Below are 20,502 nucleotides of genomic sequence, written 5' to 3' on the forward strand. Positions count from 1 at the left end.
CTTTTCGGACATCTTCCCCTCAGGGTCTCCCTAGGCTGCAGACTTGCCGGCGCCGACCTGCACTCCTAGACTGCGGCACGACTCTGCGGGAGAGCATGATGGCAGCAGGCAAGGCAGACAGCACGGTGCAGGTCAAGCTCATAGGCCGCGCCGACAAGCCGCGGCTGCCCACGCTGCTGCTGCCCACGGCGCGCAGCGGCCAGGCGCAGGAAGACCCCTTTCTGCCCGCGGGCTATCTTCAGCCCCGCCTGACCCTTGATGTTGGCGCGGCCGCACGCAGCGGTGGCGAAGGAGCGGCCGAGCAGCAGCATGGCCTGGCCGCCGACGAGGTGCTGGTGCTGGAGCTGGCCGATGGCTCCAGCCTGATCACCAGCGCCCAGCGCCTGCGCGCGAGCCTGGAGCAAACGCGCCCGACCCTGCTCGGTACCGACGGCATGGTGCTGCTGGAGCAACTGCGCGCCCAGGGAGCGGCACCCGGCCGGGGCCTTGGCGAGGCGGTGGGTGGGTTGATCAGCAAGGTATTCAGCGTCGGCGTGGGCCAGTTGCCGGACGCCATCATCGGTGAAGCCGTGGCGCGCCTGGGCGGAAAGGCCGGCCTGGGTGTCAGCTGGGCCGGCACCAAGGCCCTGATGTGGGCGATAGAAAAACGCCTGGAGCAGGAGCCGGGCCTCTACCACTGGGCCAGCGGGGCGGGCAGTGCGGCCGACTTCGAGGCGCCGAAGTTCAACGCCGCACTGCAGGCCGATCCGGCGCTGTACCCGATGCTGGTGTTCGTTCACGGCACCGCCTCCAGTACGCTGGGCAGCTTCGGCGATCTGCGCTCCGGCGACCGCGATCTGTGGACCGCACTGGAGCGCCAGTTCAGCGGCGGCATCTATGCCTTCGAGCACCGCACCCTGTCAGAGAGCCCGATCGACAATGCGATCCAGCTCGTCAAGGCGCTCCCGGTGGGCGCCAACATCTGCCTGGTCTCGCACTCGCGCGGCGGCCTGGTCGCCGATCTGCTGTGCCTCGGTGACTTCGACGCGCTGATCGAAGGCTATGTGTTCCCGTTCGAGGGCACCGGCGACGCCGACGCCGCCGAGGCCCAGCGCGTACTCAAGGAGCTCGAGATCGCTCACGCCGAGCATAGAGCCCGGCTGCGCGAGCTGGCCGCCCTGCTGCGCGAGAGAAAGCCGGTGGTGCGCCGCTATGTGCGTGCCGCCAGCCCGGCCAATGGCACCAAGCTGGCCAGCGGCAATTTCGATGTGTTCCTGTCGGGCCTGCTGACCCTGATCGGTCAGGTGCCGTTCTTCTTCGGCAGCCCCCTGTACTCGGCCTTCAAGCGGGTGGTGATAGAGATTGCCCGCAACCGCACCAATCCGCACCTGGTGCCCGGCATCGAGGCGATGCTGCCCGACTCGCCGATGGCCCAGCTCTTGCGCGACGCGCCGGTGCGCGCCGGCACGCAGATGGCGGTGATAGCCGGCGACATCCAGGGCGGCCATATGCTGCGCCGCCTGGGCGTGCTGCTCACCGACTTCCTGCTGTTCGACAGCGAGGACAACGATCTCGTCGTCAACACCTCGGCGATGCTGGCAGGCATTGCGCCGCGTGTCGGCTCCAAGGTGCTGTTCGATCGCGGCTCGGACGTTTCGCATTTCCGTTACTTCACCAACACCGATACGCGCGCCGCGCTGCGCGACTGGCTGGTCGCCCCTGACCCGCTGGCCCTGGGGGCCTTTCGCGCACTGCCGGCGCCGGCCGACTTTGCCCAGGCGCTGGCCGAATCCGCCAGCCGCGATGCGCTCAGTGCCAAGCTGCCGGTGGTCGTGGTGCTGCCGGGCGTGATGGGCTCGCATCTGGCCGTGGCGGCCAAGGACCGGGTCTGGTTCGACCCGCTGGACATTGCCGCCGGGGGCTTGAGCAAAATCGCCTGGGGTCAGGGCGGCGTCGAGGCCAGCGAGCTGTTTGCGATGTTCTACGGCAATCTGTGCAAGCACCTGGCCGGCAGCCACCGGGTCGAGGCCTTCCCCTACGATTGGCGCCAGCCGCTGGACGTGCTGGCCGAGCGCCTGGGCCAGTTTCTCGACCGCTTGATGAAGGAGACCGACAAGCCGATACGCCTGCTGGCCCACAGCATGGGCGGCCTGGTGGTGCGGGCCACCATCCACAAGCGCCGTGCGGTGATGGACGCGCTGATGCAGCGTGAGGGCGCACGCATCGTCATGCTGGGCACGCCCAACCAGGGCGCCCACTCGATGGTCGAGAACCTGATCGGCAAGGGCGACACCTTGCGCACCCTGGTGCGGCTGGACGTCGAACACGATATGCAGGAGGTGCTTGACATCGTGGCCGGCTTCCGCGGCGCCCTGAGCCTCTTGCCCAAGCCCGGCTTCAAGGACATCTTCCAGGGCCAGCCCGAGGGCGGCGGCATCTACGCCTTCCAGACGGCAGAGACCTGGACCGGCTTCAGCGCCAAGGTCGGCGATCTGTGGTTTGGCGACGGCCGGGTCGGCCGGCCCGACCAGGCCACGCTGGACGCCGCCGCCTGGCTGTGGCGCCAGGACGATGCGGCCAATGCCGGCAATGCTGAACACGGCGACGCCGCCCGGCCGCGGCTGCCGGCCGACTACGAGGCCAAGAGCTGCTATGTATTCGGCGTGGCACGCAACACCCCCTGCGGCGTGCGCGAGCAGGGCGGGCGGCTGAAGATGGTGGGCACGACCCGTGGCGACGGCACGGTGACCTGGGAGTCGGGCCGCATCGGCGGCATCGGCAGCTTCTACTACATGCCGGCCGAGCATGGCGACCTGCCGGCCACCAAGGAATACTTCCCGGCCATCGCCGAGCTGCTGGCCTCGGGCGCCACCGCCAAGTTGTCCGTCACGCCGCCGGCGGTGCGGGCGATCGAACAGCCGGAGCCGGTGGGCTACGACGCCGGCCCGCCGGTGGCCGACGACCCCGACGCGCTGGAGCGCGGCCTGATGGGCGGCTCGCTGCGCAACCGCGTGCCGCCGCGCCCGCGCCGCCGGCTCGAGGTCTCGGTCAAGGCAATGGACCTGCGCTTCCTGTCCGAACCGATTCTGGTCGGCACCTACGAGCAGGACCCGATTGCCGGCCCTCAGGGCCTGATCGACCGCGAGCTGCTGGCCGGCGATCTGAGCGAGCGCCATACGCTGGGCCTGTATGCCGGCCCGCGCGGCACGGCCACCGTGGTGCTGCGCGTGCCCAGCGAGGTCGAGCGGCGGCGCGGCATGCTCAGCGGCGCCGTGGTCACCGGTCTGGGCCAGTACGAGGGCGCGCTGAGCCTGGCCGACCTGACCGAATCGGTGCGCACCGGGGCCTTGCGCTATCTGCTGCAGGTCATCGACGTGCTGGGCAAGGCGGAGCGAGAGGTCTCGCTGGCCAGCCTGCTCCTGGGCTACAACTCCTCGGCCAATCTGTCGGTCGACGCCTCGGTCGAGGCCCTGGTGCGCGGCGTGATGGAGGCCAATGCCAAGTTCTACGAGACCACGCGGCTGAACATCCGCATCGCGCGGCTGAGCATCGTCGAGCTGTATCTGGACACCGCCATCAGCGCCGCTTACGCGCTGCGCCACCTCACTCCGCGGCTCAGCGCCCAGGCCAGCAAGCAGGGCACCTTGCTGATCTGCCGCAGCGAGCTGGACCAGGGCGAGGGCGTGCGCCAGCGCCTGTTCGACAGCCGCAGCTCCAGCTACTGGCCGCGGCTGATCGTCACCGATGCCGATCGCACCGAGGAGACCTGTCCGCCCGACTGCCAGCTGCCGGGTGCGGTGGCCAGCGCGCCGACCTTGATCGCCGACCGGCTGCGCTTTCTGTATGTCGGCCAGCGCGCCCGCGCGGAGTCGGTGGTGCAGCAGCGCCAGCCAGGGCTGATCGAGAAGCTGGTGCGCCAGCAGATACATGACAAGACCTGGAACCCCGACTTTGGCCGCATGCTGTTCCAGCTGATGGTGCCCCATGACTTCAAGGACGCCGCACGGCAGTTCGACCGCGTCGTGCTGGTGGTCGATGCGGCCACCGCCAATCTGCCCTGGGAGCTGATGCTGGCCGACGACCCCAGCCGCGCCGATGACGACAAGCGCCCGCTGGCGCTGCGCACGGCCCTGGTGAGGCAGCTGTCGTCGCTGCGCTTCCGCCGCCATGTGCGGCAGAGCATGGAGCGCACGGCCCTGGTCATCGGCAATCCGTCGGTGCAGGGGTTTGCGGCGGCGTTCGGCAGTGTGGGCAATGCATTGAGCGTCGAGCGGGACCCGCCGGATCTGGCCGGCGCGCAGGCCGAGGCCGAGGCCGTGGTCAGCGTGCTGGGCAGCATGGGCTACACCGTCGAGCGCGTCATCGGCAGCCATAACAGCGCCAGCGAGGTGCTGGCGGCGCTGTACCGCAGGCCCTGGCGCATCCTGCACATTTCGGCCCATGGCATCTTCAATCTGCGCCACGGCGACGGGCGGGCGCGCAGCGGCGTGGTGCTGTCCGATGGCCTGCTGATCACCGCCGCCGAGATCGCTGCGATGGAGCTGGTGCCCGAGCTGGTGTTCCTGAACTGCTGCCATCTGGGCCAGGTGGACATGGGCCGCGACGGCAACAAGCTGGCGGCCAGCGTGGCGCGCGAGTTGATCGACGTTGGCGTGCGCTGCGTCGTCGTCGCCGGCTGGGCGGTCGATGACGATCTGGCAAGGCTGTTCGGTCAGACGCTCTATGCCCAGCTCTTGCTGCGCCGCCGCAGCTTTGGGGACGCCGTGTTTCAGGCCCGCCAGGCGACCTGGGAGGCGAATCGCGATGACATCACCTGGGGCGCCTTCCAGGCCTATGGCGACCCCGGCTGGCTGGCCGAGCCGCGCGCCGATGGCGGCGACGGCAGCGGCCGGGGCGGGCTGTATGTATCGCCCGAGGAGGTGCTGGACGAGCTGGCCCGCGTGCGTGCCGATCTGTCACGCCAGCGTGAACGTCTCACCGAGCGCGAGATCCGCGCCCGCGCCGATGCGGTGGAGGCCTGTTTGACGCTGCGCTGCCCGCCGGGCTGGCGTGGCCTGCCGCAGCTGCAATCGGCGCTGGGTGCGACCTGGCGCGACCTCGGCCAGTGGGAGAAGGCGCGCGATGCCTATGTGGCCGCGATCCAGGCCGATGACCGCATCGGCCAGGTGCCGATACGCGATATCGAGCAGCTCGCCAAGGTCGAGGCCTATCTCGGCGAGCAGCGTGCCGAGGCCGAACTGAGTGGCGGCCCTCACTCGCCCGCGGGCGAGAGCGGCATGCAGCTGCTGGACCTGGCGCTGCGCCGGCTCAAAGGCCTGGACGCCCTGGTCTCGGCCAGCATCAACGAACCCAGCGAGGCCGAGGTGATTGCCACCATCGCCCGGGCCGCGCTGCGAGGCGGTGTCTACAAGCGCAAGGCCAGCGTGGCGGCGCGCCGCATCCTGCTCGGCGGCCTGAGCCCGGTCCAGCAGGACCAGGCCCGCGATGCGATGGCCAGGGCCCTGGACGATGGCGTGGCCGCCTATGCCAGCGCCGAGGGCCACCCGGGCGCCGGCCGCTTCTCGCCCTATCTGGCGCTGAACCGCCTGGCCCTCGATGCGCTGACCGACTGGCCCAGCCCCGGAGACAAGGATGCCTCGATCGCCCTGGCCCAGCAATGCCAGCAACGGGCGGTGCAGGGTTTTGCCCGCAACCCGAATCTGTGGGATGCGGTGATGCAGGCCGATGCGCTGCTGATCGAACGCCTGCTCGATGGGAGCCTCGGCCTGCCCGGCGAGGCCGGCCATGCCCGCTTCGACGAACTCGCCCGCGCCTACGATGCGGTGCTGAGCAATATCAGCGTCAAGGCGATACAGATCGACGCCATGGTCACGCAGATGGAGCTGCTGTCGCGGCTGTGCGATGCCATGTCCGTCACGCAGCAGGGCAACGCCACGCTGAGCCTGATGGCCGACCGGCTGCTGGCCCTGCTGCAGCGGCTGCAGCCGGGGCACGCGCCCAGGGATGACAGGCCGGTGAGAGCAGTGGCCGAGCAGCCGGCAACTGCCGCCACGGCGGTGCGCAAGCCGGTGCGGCGGCCAGCCGCGAAGACCCCCGCGGCCAAGCGCCGACGCTGATCGCGGCGGGCTCGGCCGTCCGCCGCGGTCGGCGACCTGTCTCCGGCTGCAACGGCTCACCCCTTCAAAGAGGGGATGCCCGGTCACTTTGTCGGGCCCCGTTGATCGCCATCAACGGGGCTGCGCTGCCGCTGTCGTCCACTGAATGAGGTGCTGGGCCCGGCCGTCTGGCGGGGCTCCATTGGACTGCAATGGCGGGATCGGCAACGGTCTCGCCCGTGCGGCGGCGCCGCATATCAACGTGTCAAACACCGAGGAACCGGGAATGAAAAAGAAACACTTTGCCTTGGCCGGCCTGGCCATGCTCGCCTGTGGCAGCGTCTTTGCCGAAGACGACACCGTCAACTATCTGGGTTCGCTGAACCCGGGCTTGGTGAATCAGTTCGTCAATTTTGGTACCGACAAGTCGGTGTCGGGACTGTTTCACGACGTGTTCAACTTCTCGTTCAGCGGAGTGACACCACCGAGCATCGGTGCCGCCACCGGGGTGCAGATCCAGTTCAACCTGAGCACGCCCAATGTCGACTTCAGCAATGTGGCGCTCAACGGCGTCGGCGGCACCGTCAGCAACCTCGGCGTCAGCTCCTTCTTCTTCACGGCACCGGTGATGGGGGCCGCGGGACCGGTCACCTATGTGCTGGAGGTCTGGGGCACGGCCGAGCAGACGGCCAAGTACGGCGGCTCGCTGAACGTCGCCACCGTGCCCGAGCCCGAGAGCTATGCGCTGATGCTGGCCGGCCTTGGTGCGCTGGGCTTCATGGTGCGTCGGCGCAAGCAGTCCTAGTCAGAGCCGGTGGCCGCTCCCCGGTGGCCGCCTGACCCGTTCAGCTGGACCCCAGCGGCTGCTCGAAGGCAATCAGATTGCCGTCCGGGTCTTGTGCCACGAACCAGCGCGTGCCCCAGTGCGTGGGTTCCGGGGCGAACAGCGCGGCGCCGCGCTTGTGCAACTGGGTGTAGCGCCGGTCGAGATCGTCCACCTGTAGATGCAGGGTCGGGCGGGTGCCGTTGATGCCGTGCGACTTGGATTTGTCCGTCGCGTCATGGGCGCCCCCAGACCTGCCGCTTTGCGTCAGGCCCCCCGAGGGGGATGAGAAAACTCGGGAGCGGCCCGTCGTTTCCTCATGGGCCTCGGCCAGCACGATGCGCACCGCGCCGGTGCCCAGCGAGGCGCCGCGCGGCTGGCCGTCAGCGCCCCAGGCATACTGCAGCGGCCAGCCGAGCGCGTCGCGGTAGAAGGCCAGCGAGGCATCGAAGCTGGCGGGCTGGACAAACACATGGTCGAAGCGATCGTAGGGCGCCACGACCACCGGGTTGACGGGCGCTTCGTCGGCCGGCCGGTGCGACTTGCACCAGGCAAGGGCCTCTTCCAGCCGGTCGTCGCCCCAGAAGACTTCGCCATCGGCCACAAAGCTGGGCGAGCCAAACAGGCCCAGCGAACGGGCGGTGTCGGTCTCGGCGGCATAGCGGGCGCGCACCGCGTCGCTGTTGGCTCGGGCCAGGACAGCCTCGGCGTCATGGCCCAGATCGGTGAGCAGATCGCTGAGCGTGGCCACGTCACCGGGGTTTTGCTTGCGCGTGAACCACAGGCGGTACGCCGCCTGGCTGAACTCGGCGCACCAGCCTTCGATGGCCGCCAGCGTGGCCACGCGGTTAGCCAGTTCGTCGGCGTCGATGGGGTAGGGCGGCGCGCCGCTGAAGGGCAGGCGAAGCTGCTCGGCGCGGCGCTCGATGTCACGCCACATATAGGCCATCTTGGCCGGCTTACCGACGAAGGGGCTGTTGTTCTGCTCGCGCATCAGCGTGCGCACGCTGAAGGGCCGCCAGTTCAGTACGACGCCCTCGCGTTCGGCCAGCGCCTCGGCCCGCTGCACGCTCAGGTAGCTGTAGGTGCTGCCAATGAAGAAAAAGAAGTCGAGCTGTGCGGGCATCTGTCCTCCTGTTCGTGCGGGGCGCCTCAGTAGCGTTGCACCACCGGACTGGCGCGCGCCGGCGGTTCATAGTCGCTGGGCCAGTATTCGGTGAGCCGGGTGATTGTGCCCTCGCTCAGTTCGAAAAAGGTGATGCCCGTCATCTGCTCGGTGGGGGTCACGAAGTTGATCACCGTCACCGCCGAGTGTGCGTCGGCTACGGCCCTCACGACCTCGGCCCACCAGGCGCCGGGCCAGGTGCGGAAGAACTCGACAAAGTCTTCGCGGCCGCTGACGCGCTCGCGGGTCTGCGGCACCTCGTAGACCAGATCGGGGCTCAGCAGCGCCGCAAAGGCGTCCCAGTTGGCGGCGTTGGCGGTGCTCCAGAAACGCCGGACGATCGCATGGTTGGCTGGGGTCATCGTGAATGGCCTCTGATTGAAAGCGGGCGATGGTACTGTATGAATAAACAGTTTTCAATCCAGTTGCTCAGGGCTTGACGGGATTCAGCACCAACTCGATCCGCCGCCGCAGGCGCGCGGCCAGCTCGGCGTCTGCGGCTGCCTCGGCGCGCTGCGCCTGCAGATGCAGCCAGGCCAATAGCGGCCGACTCCAACCCTGGGCCGAGGCAGTGTCGGCGGCCATCGCATACAGCGCAGGCTCGGCACGGCTGCTGCGCAGTAGCACGCCGGCGGCGACCAGGCGCGACAGCGGCTCGGGCATGGCCGCGATAGCCGCCGTGCCACCGCTGACGAGCTGGCGCTGCGCGTTCGGCAGCAGCGTCGCATCGGTTGCCGTGGCCCTGCCGGCCAGGTAGTTGGCATAGGCGCGCTCGGCCGGTTGCGCGTCCTGGGCCAGCGCGGCGAAGGCCGGGCAGTCGTCGAACTCCAGACTGGCCACGCGGACGGCACAGCGCGTCAGCTCGGCGCGGGCCAGCAGATCGGCGCGGCCGGTGCGTGCCAACTCGGCACGGGCGCGCGCGAACTCGGCCACTTCAACGCGGGTATTGCCACTCAGATAGGCCTCGGTGGCCCGCTCCAGCGACGCCTTTGCATTCATCTGCCAGTCGGGTGGGGGCGGGCCGCTGGCGCAGCCGGCCAGGATGAGGACGGAAAACAGGGCTGGCAGTTTGATCATGGCAGCTTGATCTCGGTGTCTCTGGCGAAGGGCCAACGGCGGTTCACCTCGTTGACCAGGTGCTCGACCTTGCGCAGGCTGGACTCGACCTCGGCCCGCAGCGTGCCCAGGTCGGCCGTGGCGGCTCGGGTGTTGCTGGCAATGCCCTGGGCCTCGACCAGCACGGCATCGACCTTCTTCAGGCTCATGCGCGCGTCGGCCAGCAGGGCATTGAGCTGCTGCACGCTGACCTGGCCGTCACGCAGCAGGCCGCGCTCGCCGAAGACCTGGGTGTCGGCCTTGCTCACCAGGCCATCAGTTTTCAGCACCAGGCCATCCAGCCGGGCGAGCAGGGTGTTGGTGCGTTCCAGGGTGGTGATGATCTTGCTGGCGTCCTTGTCGCTGCCCAGCAGCGCACCGAGCGCACCGCTGGGGCCGTTGAGCCGGGCGGTGGTGGCCTGCAGGTTTTGCAGACTCTGGTTCAACGGCGAGTCGTCGGCCGTCATCGTGCCCAGGTGGGTGAGCAGGTCGCGCATGCTGGCCATCAGGCGCGGAATCTCGGCCGCCGCGTCGCCGCTCAGGACCTTACGTACCGCGCCATCGGCCAGCGGCGGGTCGGTCAGGATGCCGCTGAAGGCGCGCAGCTTCGGCCCGCCGACCAGGCCGCTCTCCATCGTGAACACGCTGCTCTCGCGCAACCAGCGGGCGTCCTTGACCGGCACATAGACGACGATGCGCGCATTGCCCTCATTCGACAGCTCGATGCGGTTGACCCGGCCGACGGGGAAGCCGGCAAAGCTCAGGTCCATGCCGACGACTACGCCCTCGGCATGGTCGGCCACCAGCACCAGGGTCTGGGTGCGCTCGAAGGCGCCCCGGGCATAGAGCACGAAGACCATCGCCGCCGCGATCAGCAGCAGCACGCCGGCCATCAACAGCCGCGCCTTCAGGTCGAGATGGGCGACCGCCGGGGCTTCAACAACAGGTTCAGATTCGATGGGCATGGCTCAATAGTAGTTGCCGACCAGGGACAGCAGCTCGATCAGCAGCACCACGGCCAGCAGCCGCGCGAGGTGGTTCAGGTCGGCGCCGGGTGCGCCGTCGCGGGCGCCGGGCCGCATCGGAATCACCGCCACGGCCAGGCTCAACAGCAGCGCCTTCAGGGCGAAGATCAGCACGATCACCGGCCCGAAGACCTGGCCGACGCCGCGCACGAAACCGGTCAGCCCCCAGGTCGAGAAGCCGTAGAGATTCAGATAGGTCAGCAGCAGCGTGATCGTGGCGGCCAGCAGGGTCAGCGTGATGGCCGCAAACACCCCGGCAAGCGCGCGGGGCAGTACGGTGTCACGCAGCGGGTCCAGCCCCTGGGCCAGCTGGGCCTTGTGCAGGCCCCGGGCGCGCATCGCCCGCACCTGCTCGGCGGCCGGCATGGTGTAGCGCACGGCGGTGTACAGGGCCGCCGACAGCGGAATCAGCTCCAGCACCAACGTGCGTACCAGCACGTTCAATGCGTAGCCGGTCAGGCCGTAGCTCTGTGCCGTGGCCAGGACGATGCGGATGATCACCTGCGCCATGATCGCCGAGCCCAGACCGAAACCCAGCAGCAGCGGCATTGTCGCGGCATAGGCCTGGTGCAGCATCAGCCGCCGTTGCGAGCGCCGCCAGCTCGACGGCGACAGCGCCAACACGGCCAGCCGAGCGCCGAAAAGCAGCAGCCCCCACCAGCCGGTCAGCCATTGCCGCAGCGTGTGCAGCAGGGGCTGGGCGGGGGCGCGTGACGGTTGGGGCATGCGGCAGTATGGAGCAAGTGGCTGCCCCGGGTGGCCAGCTCAGAGTCGCCTGCCCTGCGCTGACGCCTCGATCAGCTTGACTAGGCGCGATTGCCTTGTCTCGGCCCGCTTGGCGCTGATCACCCGCCAGACGTGCTGATGGCGGTAGCCGGGTGGTTGTGCCGTAAAGAATGCCCAGGCGGCCTTGTTCTTGCAGAACAGCGCCTCATCCTCGGCGCCCAGCTCGGCGTGCTCGGCCTGCTCGTAGGCATAGATCTTCGATTTGGCTTCGCGCCGGTGAGCGAATGCCTTCAACCCGAGTTCGGTCATCCGGCCCTGTTGCTGCAACACGGACACCCGTTCGATATTGATGGCGCTCCAGGTCGAGGTGGGCTTGCGCGGCGTGAAGCGGATCTTGTAGCTGCTCTCGTCGATGCGGGTGCGCACGCCGTCGATCCAGCCCACGCACAGGGCCTCGTCGACGGACTCGGGCCAGGTCATGCTGGGCCTGCCGGAATCGCGCTTGTGGAAGCCGACGATCAGCTCGGTCTCGGTGGCGGCGTGTTCGCGAAGCCAGGTGGCGAACTCGGCGGGGGTGGCGAAGAAGGTGGGCATGCAGTGGCCAGAGGCTATATGCCAGCGGTCAAGGCCTTGGCAAACACCCGGTTCTCGTAGGCGCTGCCCTGTATCGTGTAGCTGGTGAGGCCGATGTCCCGGTAGCCCTGGGTCGGATAAAAGGCGCGGGCGGCCGTGTTGCCGGACCAGGTCGTCAGCCACAGGTTGCTCGCGCCTTGCGAGCACGCCAGCGCCTCGGCACGGTTCAGCAGCTCGCGCCCCAGGCCCATGCGCTTGAAGTAGCGCTGTACATAGAGGCGAACCAGCTCGGCGGCACCGGGCCGAGCCTCGTGGGGTGGCACGCGGTCCAGCGTGAGTTCGGCAAAGGCGATCAGATGGCCGGCGCGCTCGGCCAGGATAAAGGTCGTGGCCGGGTCTTGCTGGCGCCGGGCAAAGGCTTCCGGCGCATAGATTTCCAGCGTCTCCCGGGCCAGGTCGGGGCGCATGCCGTTGACGGTGTAGGTGTCGAGAAACACCTGCATGGCCAGCACGGCGATGCACAGCGCATCGTCGGGGCCGGCCAGGCGGTACTCGATGGCTGCTTCGCTCAGGCTTGCCTCAGATGCCATGCTTTAGGTCGGGTGAAGGTGCTGATGCCGTAGGTGGACAGGGTCAGGCCGACGCCGGAGTCGCCATGGCCCGACCAGGGCAGGCGGGGGCTGACGCGGTCGCAGCAGTTCCAGTAGACCGTGCCGGCGTTGACCTGGGCCAGCAGCGCCTTGGCCGCAAGCTCGTCGCGGCTGAACACGCCGGCGGTGAGGCCGTAGCGGGTGTCGTTCATCAGTTGCAGTGCCTCGGCGTCGCTGGACACCTTCTGGATGCCGATGATGGGGCCGAAACTCTCCTCGCGCATCAGCTCCATCTCGTGGCTGACCTCCGTGAACACGGTCGGTGCGAACCAGTTGCCGGGGCCTGGCAAGATGTGGCCCCCGGTGCGCAGGGTGGCGCCGCGGGCCTTGGCATCGGCCACCTGACGCTCCAGCAGGGCCAGCTGCGGCGCGCGGGTGATGGCGCCGATATAGGTGGTGGCGTCCAGCGGATCGCCCTGCTTGAAGGTGGTCACAGTGGCCAGGAAGTGCTCGACGAAGTCATCGTGCAGGCTCTCGTGCACATAGATGCGCTCCACCGAGCAGCAGCTCTGGCCGGTGTTGTACATCGCGCCATCGGCCAGCGACTCGGCGGCGACCTTGGGGTCGGCGTCATGGCGCACATAGGTCGGGTCCTTGCCGCCCAGCTCCAGCTGCAGCTTGATGTTGAAGCGGCCGGCGACCGCCTGCGAGATGCGCGCACCGGTGCCGTAGGAGCCGGTGAAGAACACGCCGTCGATGTCTTGCGCGAGCAGCGCCTCGCCCACCGGTCCTGCTCCGACCAGTGGCACGAACACATCCTCGGGCACGCCAGCCGCATGTAGCAGGCGGGCGATGTGAAGACCCGTCAGCGCGGCGAACTCGGACGGCTTGTAGAGCACCACATTGCCGGTCAGCAGGGCCGGCACGAACACATTGGCGCCGACGAAGAAGGGGTAGTTCCAGGCCGAAATATTGGCGATCACGCCCAGCGGCGCGTGGCTGATCTGCTCGGTCATTCCGGCGTCGGCGAAGACCTGTTCGGTCTGCAGCGCCTGGTCCACCTGGGCCAGGAAGAAGTCTATGCGCGGCAGCAGGCCGTTCAGCTCGTTGCGGGCCTGGGAGATGGGCTTGCCGACCTCGCTGGTCAAGGTGGTGGCCAACTGATCAATCTCGGCCACCAGGCCGGCACGGAAGCGGGTGATCGCGGCGACCCGTTCGCTCAGCGGCCTGGCGGCCCAGGCGGGTTGAGCGGCACGAGCCGCTGCGGCCTTGCGGGCCACGCTGGCGGCGTCGTCGGCCGGGATCTCGGTGATCAGCGCACCGGTGGCGGGGTTGTGGATGGCGAGTGTGCTCATGCTTGTTCCAGTTGAGCCGGATCGCGCTTGCGGGCGACGGCGGCCAGATAGTCTTGCAGCAGCGCGTCGTCATTCAACACGCTGGCATCTTTGGGGTCATGGAATTCGGGGTGCCACTGCACGGCGGCCACAAACGAGGGGCCGGTCCAGCGCACGGCCTCAATCATGCCGTCCGCAGGGGCCGTGGCCTCGACGATGAAGTCGGGCGCCAGGTCCTTGATGCCCTGGTGGTGCACGCTGTTGACCCTGGCCTCTTGCTGATCGGCGTACAAGCTCGACAACCGGGTACCGGGCCAGAAGGCGATCTGATGGAAGTTCTGGTCATATAGAGCGGCGTCGCGGTGGGTCAACGCGCCGGGCTTTTGCGTTGGGATGTCCTGCAGCAGCGTCCCGCCAAACGCGACGTTCAGCAGTTGCAGGCCTCGGCAGACGCCCAGCACCGGTTTGCCGGCGGCAACAAAGGCCTTGGCCAGCGCGATCTCGTATTCATCGCGGATGCGGTCGCCGCTCCACTGCGGCTTCAGAGGCTCCTCGCCATAGCTGCCGGGCCAGACATCCGAGCCACCCATCAGCACCAGGCCATCCAGCCACTGGGCGTAGTCGGCCAGGCTCACGTCCGAACGCTGGGTCGGCCCCTCGGGCGAGGGAATCATCACCGGCAGCGCGCCTCCGCCCATCAACCAGTGCGCGACCGATTGCTCGATATATTGCAAGGTCTTGCCGGTGAAGATGGGCCGCACCGGATCGGCATGGAAGAAGCAGGCGGAGATGCCTATCTTCGGCCGCCCTAAATTGGAGTCTGACCCCATTTACATCGCCTCCTGGAAGAGTTTCTGGAAGTCGGCGGCGGTGCAGGGGCGGGGGTTGGTCTGGTGGCAGATGTCGGCGGTGGCGATCTCGACCAGGCGGGGCAGGTGTTCGGAGGTGACGCCGTGGTCGGCCAGTCGGGTGGTGATGCCTATGCTTTGCTTCAGCTGTTTCAGCCAAGGTACGAAGGCCGAGGCGCCGCCAGTGACGCCGGCCACATGGGCCAGTTCGGCGAACTTGGCTTCTACGGCCTCGAAGTTCCAGGCCAGCACGGTGTCCAGCATCAGCGCATTGGCCAGGCCGTGGTGCAGATTGTTGACGGCGCCCAGCGCATGGGCGCAGGAGTGCACGGCGCCCAGGTCCTTCTGGAAGGCGATGGCGCCCATCATCGAGCTCATCATCATGTCGCTGCGGGCGGACAGATTGCCGGGTTCCTTGACGGCCGTCAGCAGGGCGCGTGCGGCGATGCGCGTGCCCTCCAGCGCGATGCCATCGCACAAGGGGTGATAGGCCGGCGACAGATAGCTCTCGACGTTGTGCGTCAGCGCATCGATACCGGTGGCGGCGGTGATGGCGGGCGGCAGGGCCAGCGTCAGTTCGGGGTCGGCGAACACGGCGCGGGCGAGTATCTTGGGGCTGAACACGGTGCGCTTGATATGGGTGTCATCTTCGGACACGACGCTGGAGCGCCCGACCTCGGAGCCGGTGCCGGAGGTGGTGGGCAGGGCCACAAAATAGGGCAGTTCGCCGCTGATCGGGCGCACCTGCGGATGGTCCCAGACGTATTCGATGATGTTGCCCTCGTGCGTGGCGGCCAGGCCGACGATCTTGGCCACGTCCAGTGCCGCGCCGCCGCCGAAGCCGATCACGCAATCGGCCTGATGGGCGCGATAGGCGGCGGCACCCGCCATCACCTGCGAGGCGGTCGGATTGCCCATCACGCCATCGAACACGGCGACCTCCAGGCCACCCAGATGGCTGCGGAACTCGGCCAGCACCGGCAGCGCGGCCAAGGCCTTGTCGGTGACGATCAGCGGACGCTTCAGCCCTTGGGCCAGCAGATGCTCGGCCACCCCCTTGCGCGCGCCGGCGCCGAACAGGATGGCGGTGGGAAAGGAGAAACGGGTGATGCTCATGGCTTTGGCTTGGGTTGCGAAAACGGTGGTCACTGAGCCACGAAATGGGGCTCGGCGGGCAGATTCGGTGGGTTGTAGCTGGCGCGCAGCTGCTGGTGCTGCTGCACGCTGATGTGGATCTTGCTCTCGGGCGCGATGGCCCGCGGCTGGCCCAGCAGGCTCCAGTTCAGCAGCGGCCAGCGGGTGCCCTGGTTGCGGCCCAGGCGGTCAATCTGGCGGCGTGGCAGCAGCGCTTCGGCCAGCCACCAGGCGCCGGTCAGCGACTGGTGCTGGGCGGCTCCGGGGTTCGGTGCCACATAGCGTCCGCCGCCGCCCAGCAACCGGCTCACCCGTGCTTCGTCCAGCGGCAGGCCGAGGGCGCGGGACTGCTCCAGCATCCAGTGCAGGCTGATCTTGGACAGCCCGCTCTCGGCCTCGGGGTAGCCACCGCCGACATCGGAGTGCACCCCGGCGAACCAGACCTCGCGCACATCGCTGCGGCCCGGCGTACCCCACAGATTGGTGCGGAAGAAGCAGCGCCGCTCGTCGATGGACACCGCATGGCGCACATGGGCCACGCTGTCATTGCTGGCCGTCCAGGGCAGCACGGTCCAGCGCCTGAACCAGCCTACCGACTTGACGGTGTCGAACAGGCCCAGGCAGTGGACGGGGCAGGGCCGGCAGAACTGCTTGCCAAAGCGCTTCAGCGTGGCAAAGCCGGCATCGTCAGCGTCGCTGCGTTTCATGCTGCGTTCGTAGAGGCGAAAGGCGTAGTCGAACAGATGCAGATTGTGCCGCTCCAGCAGACCTATGCCCTTGAGCATGCCGGCCACCACCCGGGCGATATAGGCACCACGGCTGAAGCCGAACAGCCAGACCCGATCGCCGGGCCGGTAGTGCTCGGCGATGCAGCGGTAGGCACGCTCCACCATGTGCCGGTAACCCCAGCCGAAGGCAAGACCTGCCACCCGCGGAATCAGCTGCTGCCACTGGAACAGCACCTCGCGCAGGCCGAAGGTGCCCACGCCGGCGTCATAGAAGGCGATCACGTTCGCGTTGCCGCTGACCAGGCAGTCATGCAGCTTGACGATGTTGCTGTTGCGGTCACCGAACTGGTTGCCGGTGCCGTCGCAGCAGATGATGAGGTCACGGGTCAAGGTTGACTACGTCCTAGATGATCTCGAAATAGCGCTTCAGCTCCCAGTCGGTCACGCCATCCTGCCACTGCCGGTACTCCCACTCGCGGGTGGCGGCGAAGTGATCGACAAAGGTGTCGCCCAGGAAGTCTCGCGCGACCTCGGAGCGCTTGAAGATCTGCGTCGTGTCCATCAGCGAGCGCGGCGCGCGGGGGATGTGTTCGGCCCCCTGGTTGGTGCCGGTGATCGGTGGCGCGGTCAGCTTCAGCTCCTTCTCGACGCCATGCAGGCCGGCGGCAATCACCGCCGCCATGGCCAGATAGGGGTTCACATCGGCGCCGGGGCAGCGGGTCTCCAGCCGGGTGGACTTCGGTGAGCCCGAGATGACGCGAAAGCTCGCCGTGCGGTTGTCAAAGCCCCAGGTCGGCTTGACGGGAGCCCAGAAGCCATCGACCAGGCGCTTGTAGCTGTTGATGGTCGGCCAGAACATCGGCGCGAACTCCATCAGGCACTGCACCTGGCCGGCCAGATAGCTTTCGAACAGCTGACTCATGCCCCTGCTGGCCTTGCCTCGATGGGCATCGAAGAAGACGTTCTGCTTGCCGTCCGACAGGCTCTGGTGGATGTGGCCGCTGCAGCCGGGGTAGTCCTTGCTCCACTTGGCCATGAAGCTGGGCATGATGCCGAAGCGCTGGCCTATCTCCTTGGCGCCGGTCTTGAACAGGATGGCGCGGTCGGCCTGCTCCAGCGCCTCGCTGAAGGCGATCGCCGCCTCATAGACGCCCGGTCCGGTCTCCGTGTGCAGACCCTCGATCGGCACGTTGAAGGCGGCCATCTGGTCCATCAGCGCATTGAAGAAATCGCGGTTGCCGTTCATGCGCAACAGCGAATAGCCGAACATGCCCGGCGTCAGGTTGGTGGGGCCTACGCCCTTCTTGTCGGCCCAACTCTGCGGTGTTTCGAGGAAGTTGAACCACTCGAACTCCATGCCGGTCATGACCTGCAGCCCCAGGGCCTCGGCACGTTTGAGCACGCGCTTCAGGATCTGGCGCGGGCACACGGGGAAGGGCGTGCCGTCGGCATTGATGAACTCGCCGAGGAAGAAGGGCACGCCATCGTCCCAGGGCACGTGGCGGGCGGTGTTCAGGTCGATGCGGGCCAGTGCATCGGGGAAGCCATGCTGCCAGCCGGTGACCTCCGTGTTGTCGTAGCACTGGTCGCCCGAGTCCCAGCCGAACACGACGTCGCAGAAGCCGAAGCCGGATTCGGCCGCGCCGAAGAACTTGTCGCGATGCAGCAGCTTGCCGCGCAGGACGCCGTCGATGTCGCTGACGGCGACCTTGACCTTGCCGGTGTTGCTGGCGCGCACGGCGGCCAGGGCCGGGTGCTCGGAGGGGGAGTTGCGTGTTGCCATCTGATCCTGCCGATGTCAGTGTTGAAGGGACTTCAGGCCTGCGTTTGGCGGGCCAGCTGCTGGGCGAACTCTTCCTCGGGCGAGAGTATCAGGTGCTTGCGGCCGACCAGTGCAAAGTAGGTGATGCCGATCGCAAACCACAGCGCCACTCACAGCACGCCATCGCGGTACAACGGATCACTGAGCTGAAAATACAGGGTCACGACGGCGATGGCAACCGTCAGCGCTGCGCCGGGCACGCCCAGCGGGCTGCGGTAGGGGCGCTCCATCTGCGGCAGCTTGCTGCGCAGCCGGATGAAGGACAGGGCCTGCATGATGTAGGAGAACATCGCGCCGAACACCGCCATATTCAGCAGTGTGCCGCCGATCACCGCCGCGCCCTTGTCGGCGCCGAGGGTGAACCACAGTACGAACATCACCGCCAGGGCCAGCACCGAGCCCAGCATCATCGCCAGGTGCGGCGTCTTGCGGCTGCCGTGCGTGACCGACAGCACCGAGGGGAAGTAGCCGGCGCGGCTCAGCGAATAGATCTGCCGCCCCTTGGCGAAGATGATGGTGTGAAAGCTGGCCACCAGGCCCAGGACGGCCACCAGGGCCAGGGCCTTGGCGATGCCGTCGCCATAGATCGCCTTGAAGCCGTCCAGCAGCGGCTCGCCCGATTTGGCCAGCTGGTGCGATCCAATGCCGGCCACCGAGGGGTTGAGCCACAGAATCATGAAGGCCGAGACGATCAGGGTGAAGATGCCGGCCAGGATGCCGCGCGGCATATCGCGCTTGGGGTCGACCGACTCTTCGGCGGCCAAGGGCAGCTGCTCGATGGCCAGGAACAGCCAGACGGCAAAGGGCAGGCAGGCCAGCACACCGCTCAGGCCCAGCGGCAGCAGCGGCCCGCGGCCCTCGGGCAGCAGCGCGCCGCCTTCGCCCACATTCATTGCCCAGCGCGCGAAATCGATATGGGGCAGGGCACTGACCCAGAACACCACCAGGCAGGCCAGGGCCAGCAGGGTGATGACCACGGTGACCTTGAACGACAGCTCGACGCCGACGATGTTCAGGCCCACGAAGACGATGTAGAAACCCACCCACCACAGCGGCAGATAGGCTGGCGCGGTGCCGAAGATGCCGGCCATATAGCTGCTGATGAAATAGACGATCACCGCCGGCGTCAGCACGTATTCGACGTTCTCCGACAGCCCGGTCAGAAAGCCGCCCCAGGGCCCCATCGCGGTGCGCGCGAACGAATAGGCACCGCCGGTGTGCGGCAGGGCTGGCGACATCTCGGCCAGCGAGAAGGTCAGGCCCAGGTACATCACGGCAATGATGATGGTGGCCATCAGCATGCTGCCCCAGCCATTGGCCAGGCCCAGGTTCCAGCCCGAGAAATGGCCGGAGATGACGGCGCCGACCCCCAGCGCCCACAGCGACCAGACACCGGCATAGCGGCGCAGACCGCGCTTGTCGAAATAGCCCTGATCGACCTTGTTGTAGCTCACTCCCTGTGTGTCCGACATGCAAGCCTCCTTGGCGTTTTTAGCAAATAGGAATCGTGTCCGGGTCAGTTTGGGTCGTCGTGGCGGCCGGCGCTATCCCATTTCGGCAATCGACTCGGCAACTCGGTGTAAACACTGCGCACGATGCCTCCCCGCTGTTCGCACAATGGCGCTCTTATGCACGCAGCTCAGCTTCAGCAGGCACGACCCGGCACCGTGGCGCCGCTGCGGGAGGCCGTGTATGGCGATGTGGATGAGCAGGCGGCGGCGCTGAGTGGTTGGAACCAGAGCTATCTGCAGCTGCAGGCCGGCGGTTTCAGCGGCCGCATCCGCCGCATCGATCTCGGCGGCATGCGCCTGTTCATCGAGGATCTGCAGGCCTCTGTGCTGCAGACCGGCTGCCTGGCCGAGGGCGTGCTGGCCCTGGGCGTGCCACTGCGCAGCAGCGCGCCAGGCCTGTTCTGCGGGCGGCCCAGTGGCGAGGATGCGCTGCATGTGTTCTCGGGCCGCTCCGGCTTCGAGTTTCGCTGTGCGGGTGATCACCAGATGCTGGGCATCGAGTTGACGCCGACCGAGCCGGGCCTGAACTTCGGCAGCCAGGCCGGTTTGCGCAATGCTGCACCGCATGCGCTGCGCAGCCTGCTGCTGAGTGTGTTCGAGACGGCGCAGGCACGGCCCCAATCGCTGGCCGAGGCCGCCGTGCGCGCGCGCATGAGCGACGCCTTGCTCGATCGCATCAGCGTGCTCAGCGATGCGCCTGCCGACGAAGACGCCTTGCCCGACAGCCACTGGCTGTGGGTCAGCCGGGCCCGCGAGCTGATCGCCGCCGACCTGCAGCAGCCGCCGACGGTGGCCGAGCTGTGCGAGCAACTGGGTACCAGCCGCCGCAGCCTGCAGCTGGCCTTCCAGCGCGTGCTGGGGGTCAGCCCCCTGGCCTATCTGCGTGCGGCCCGGCTGGGCGCCGCCCGGCGCAGCCTGAAGACCGCTGCATCGGTGACCGAGGCAGCCACCCAGCTGGGCTTCTGGCACTTCGGCCATTTCGCCAAGGACTACCAGGCGATGTTCGGCGAGCTGCCATCGCAGACCCACCGGCGGCATCAGCTGCCGGATTGAC

At 67.8% G+C, this 20,502-nt stretch carries 16 protein-coding genes; 3 read left to right on the forward strand and 13 right to left on the reverse strand.

Annotated elements, in window-relative coordinates:
• The first annotated feature begins 98 nt into the window (after nucleotides 1-98).
• On the forward strand, nucleotides 99-6,095 hold the full coding sequence (locus DES47_RS17625; RefSeq protein WP_133702025.1) for a CHAT domain-containing protein: 5,997 nt from the start codon (nucleotides 99-101) through the stop codon (nucleotides 6,093-6,095).
• A gap of 265 nt (nucleotides 6,096-6,360) precedes the next feature.
• A complete protein-coding gene (locus DES47_RS17630; protein WP_166652051.1) occupies nucleotides 6,361-6,879 on the forward strand; it encodes an FxDxF family PEP-CTERM protein in 519 nt (172 codons plus the stop codon).
• 40 nt (nucleotides 6,880-6,919) lie between these two features.
• Here DES47_RS17630 and DES47_RS17635 read toward each other — a convergent pair whose 3' ends face one another.
• From DES47_RS17635 to DES47_RS17695, 13 genes are all read right to left on the reverse strand, one after another.
• On the reverse strand, nucleotides 6,920-8,023 hold the full coding sequence (locus tag DES47_RS17635) for a DsbA family protein (RefSeq protein ID WP_133702027.1): 1,104 nt from the start codon (nucleotides 8,021-8,023) through the stop codon (nucleotides 6,920-6,922).
• Nucleotides 8,024-8,049: 26 nt separating this feature from the next.
• Entirely contained in the window at nucleotides 8,050-8,424 is a 375-nt protein-coding gene (locus tag DES47_RS17640; RefSeq protein ID WP_133702028.1) for a nuclear transport factor 2 family protein, read from the reverse strand.
• A 67-nt stretch (nucleotides 8,425-8,491) separates the two neighbouring features.
• A complete protein-coding gene (locus DES47_RS17645) occupies nucleotides 8,492-9,139 on the reverse strand; it encodes a hypothetical protein (protein WP_133702029.1) in 648 nt (215 codons plus the stop codon).
• Nucleotides 9,136-10,122: an MlaD family protein gene (locus DES47_RS17650; protein ID WP_133702030.1), complete on the reverse strand. Its 987-nt coding sequence runs from the start codon at nucleotides 10,120-10,122 to the stop codon at nucleotides 9,136-9,138. Before DES47_RS17650 ends, DES47_RS17645 begins: the two co-directional genes overlap by 4 nt.
• Before the next feature lie 3 nt (nucleotides 10,123-10,125).
• Nucleotides 10,126-10,908, reverse strand: a complete 783-nt coding sequence (locus DES47_RS17655) for an ABC transporter permease (protein WP_133702031.1) — start codon at nucleotides 10,906-10,908, stop codon at nucleotides 10,126-10,128.
• 39 nt (nucleotides 10,909-10,947) lie between these two features.
• Nucleotides 10,948-11,502: a YdeI/OmpD-associated family protein gene (locus DES47_RS17660; protein ID WP_133702032.1), complete on the reverse strand. Its 555-nt coding sequence runs from the start codon at nucleotides 11,500-11,502 to the stop codon at nucleotides 10,948-10,950.
• Between the two features lie 14 nt (nucleotides 11,503-11,516).
• Nucleotides 11,517-12,071 (reverse strand): GNAT family N-acetyltransferase, encoded by a 555-nt coding sequence (locus DES47_RS17665; RefSeq protein WP_133702033.1) that lies wholly within the window; start codon nucleotides 12,069-12,071, stop codon nucleotides 11,517-11,519.
• The gene (locus DES47_RS17670) at nucleotides 12,050-13,426 is read right to left on the reverse strand and encodes an aldehyde dehydrogenase family protein (RefSeq protein WP_133702034.1); all 1,377 of its coding nucleotides are present in this window, start codon (nucleotides 13,424-13,426) and stop codon (nucleotides 12,050-12,052) included. Before DES47_RS17670 ends, DES47_RS17665 begins: the two co-directional genes overlap by 22 nt.
• Nucleotides 13,423-14,235, reverse strand: coding sequence for a gamma-glutamyl-gamma-aminobutyrate hydrolase family protein (locus DES47_RS17675; protein WP_133702035.1), 813 nt, complete (start codon nucleotides 14,233-14,235; stop codon nucleotides 13,423-13,425). Before DES47_RS17675 ends, DES47_RS17670 begins: the two co-directional genes overlap by 4 nt.
• A complete protein-coding gene (locus tag DES47_RS17680) occupies nucleotides 14,236-15,369 on the reverse strand; it encodes an iron-containing alcohol dehydrogenase (RefSeq protein ID WP_133702036.1) in 1,134 nt (377 codons plus the stop codon). It abuts the gene before it with no gap.
• 29 nt (nucleotides 15,370-15,398) lie between these two features.
• Entirely contained in the window at nucleotides 15,399-16,505 is a 1,107-nt protein-coding gene (locus DES47_RS17685) for a DUF2235 domain-containing protein (protein ID WP_133702037.1), read from the reverse strand.
• Between the two features lie 13 nt (nucleotides 16,506-16,518).
• On the reverse strand, nucleotides 16,519-17,898 hold the full coding sequence (locus DES47_RS17690; RefSeq protein WP_133702038.1) for a glutamine synthetase family protein: 1,380 nt from the start codon (nucleotides 17,896-17,898) through the stop codon (nucleotides 16,519-16,521).
• A 149-nt stretch (nucleotides 17,899-18,047) separates the two neighbouring features.
• Nucleotides 18,048-19,409 carry an amino acid permease gene (locus tag DES47_RS17695; RefSeq protein WP_243748358.1) on the reverse strand — a complete coding sequence of 454 codons (1,362 nt, stop codon included), beginning with the start codon at nucleotides 19,407-19,409 and terminating at the stop codon, nucleotides 18,048-18,050.
• Between the two features lie 156 nt (nucleotides 19,410-19,565).
• On the opposite strand from DES47_RS17695, the gene DES47_RS17700 reads away from it, so the two are divergent.
• Complete coding sequence (locus tag DES47_RS17700; RefSeq protein WP_166652052.1) at nucleotides 19,566-20,501, forward strand: helix-turn-helix domain-containing protein; 936 nt, start codon at nucleotides 19,566-19,568, stop codon at nucleotides 20,499-20,501.
• Nucleotide 20,502: the final 1 nt, after the last annotated feature.

The sequence above is a fragment of the Roseateles toxinivorans genome, assembly GCF_004362525.1.
Lineage (GTDB): Bacteria > Pseudomonadota > Gammaproteobacteria > Burkholderiales > Burkholderiaceae_C > Paucibacter > Paucibacter toxinivorans.